The organism is Methylobacterium sp. WL18 (genome assembly GCF_008040015.1).
Classification (GTDB): Bacteria; Pseudomonadota; Alphaproteobacteria; order Rhizobiales; family Beijerinckiaceae; genus Methylobacterium; species Methylobacterium mesophilicum.
Genome location: NZ_VRVD01001061.1, coordinates 1 through 972, shown reverse-complemented (window position 1 = coordinate 972; position 972 = coordinate 1). Strand labels below are relative to the sequence as shown.

Sequence of the window (972 nt, the reverse complement as noted above, 5' to 3'; positions counted from 1 at the left end):
CGCGCGGGCCTCGCGGGCATCAACCACGGCGCGGCGCGCGGACTGGCGGGCGAGGACGGCCGGATCATCGGCAGTCGGGCGGGCCCGGAACCGGGCCAGCATCTCGGACCGCGCCTTGGCAGCGGCCTCCAGTCGATCGACGACGCCTTGCTTGTTCGGAAAGCTCACAGACACTCCTGAGTTGGGCGCGGCGGGCCGCCGTCACCCCGGGATCGAATGCAGATACGAAGAAGCCGCTCCCTCGGGAGCGGCTTCAACACGGGCCGTCGGAGCGGCGATCAGACCGTCTGAAGCTGGCCGGCGGACTCCTTGCCGCTGCGGCGGTCGGTTTCCAGCTCGTAGGAGACCTTCTGGCCTTCGTTCAGGCCACGCAGGCCGGCGCGCTCGACGGCCGAGACGTGAACGAACACGTCCTTGCCGCCGTCATCCGGCTGGATGAAGCCGTAGCCCTTGGTCTCGTTGAACCACTTGACGGTTCCGGTGCTCATGGAATTCCTCGATCTTCGCAGGCGTAGTGAGAAATGGCATCCGCTCACAAAAGCAGATACCGGTATCGACCGATAGCGATAGGAAAGTCAGAACCGCCCTGCGAAGGCGTAACGGTCCAAGATATCCGGACACGTGCCGATGCGGCTGAGATAGACCTTCACCCGCGCATTGGCAAGTCCGCCGAAATATGTCGGCGCGGATCAGGATCGACACGGCCGGCCTATTATCGGCCGACAGAGAACCGTGACGCGGCTGGACGTTGCACGCCTGCAGGCCGATAGCGGCCCCTGTCGAAGTGCGGGCGTTCCAAGATCCGATTGCCTCGGACCGTCTCCGCAGGCTGATCAGGCCGGACGCAGGCGCAGAACTCCTTCGCCACGGCGATGGCCGACGGTCGTTACCGCCACCTCGCGGGCGGTCCCTGCCGCGACGAGGCCGGCGGCCAGCGCCGTGGCGAAGGAGTTCTGCGCCTGCGTCCGGCCT

The 972-nt window shown here is 66.6% G+C and carries 2 protein-coding genes and 1 pseudogene; all 3 read right to left on the bottom strand.

What is annotated here, in order from left to right; genetic code table 11:
- The coding region (locus FV228_RS34875) for a DUF6481 family protein (protein WP_281406555.1) at nucleotides 1-168 on the bottom strand (168 nt) is incomplete at its 3' end.
- 110 nt (nucleotides 169-278) lie between these two features.
- Complete coding sequence (locus FV228_RS30895; protein ID WP_007568877.1) at nucleotides 279-488, bottom strand: cold-shock protein; 210 nt, start codon at nucleotides 486-488, stop codon at nucleotides 279-281.
- A 345-nt stretch (nucleotides 489-833) separates the two neighbouring features.
- Nucleotides 834-972, bottom strand: a pseudogene (locus tag FV228_RS34605) (beta-ketoacyl-ACP synthase); the annotation flags it as partial.

What these genes read in the sequence shown, in the direction of transcription:
- FV228_RS30895 (WP_007568877.1), bottom strand. Translation starts at nt 488, where the DNA reads ATGAGCACCGGAACCGTCAAGTGGTTCAACGAGACCAAGGGCTACGGC.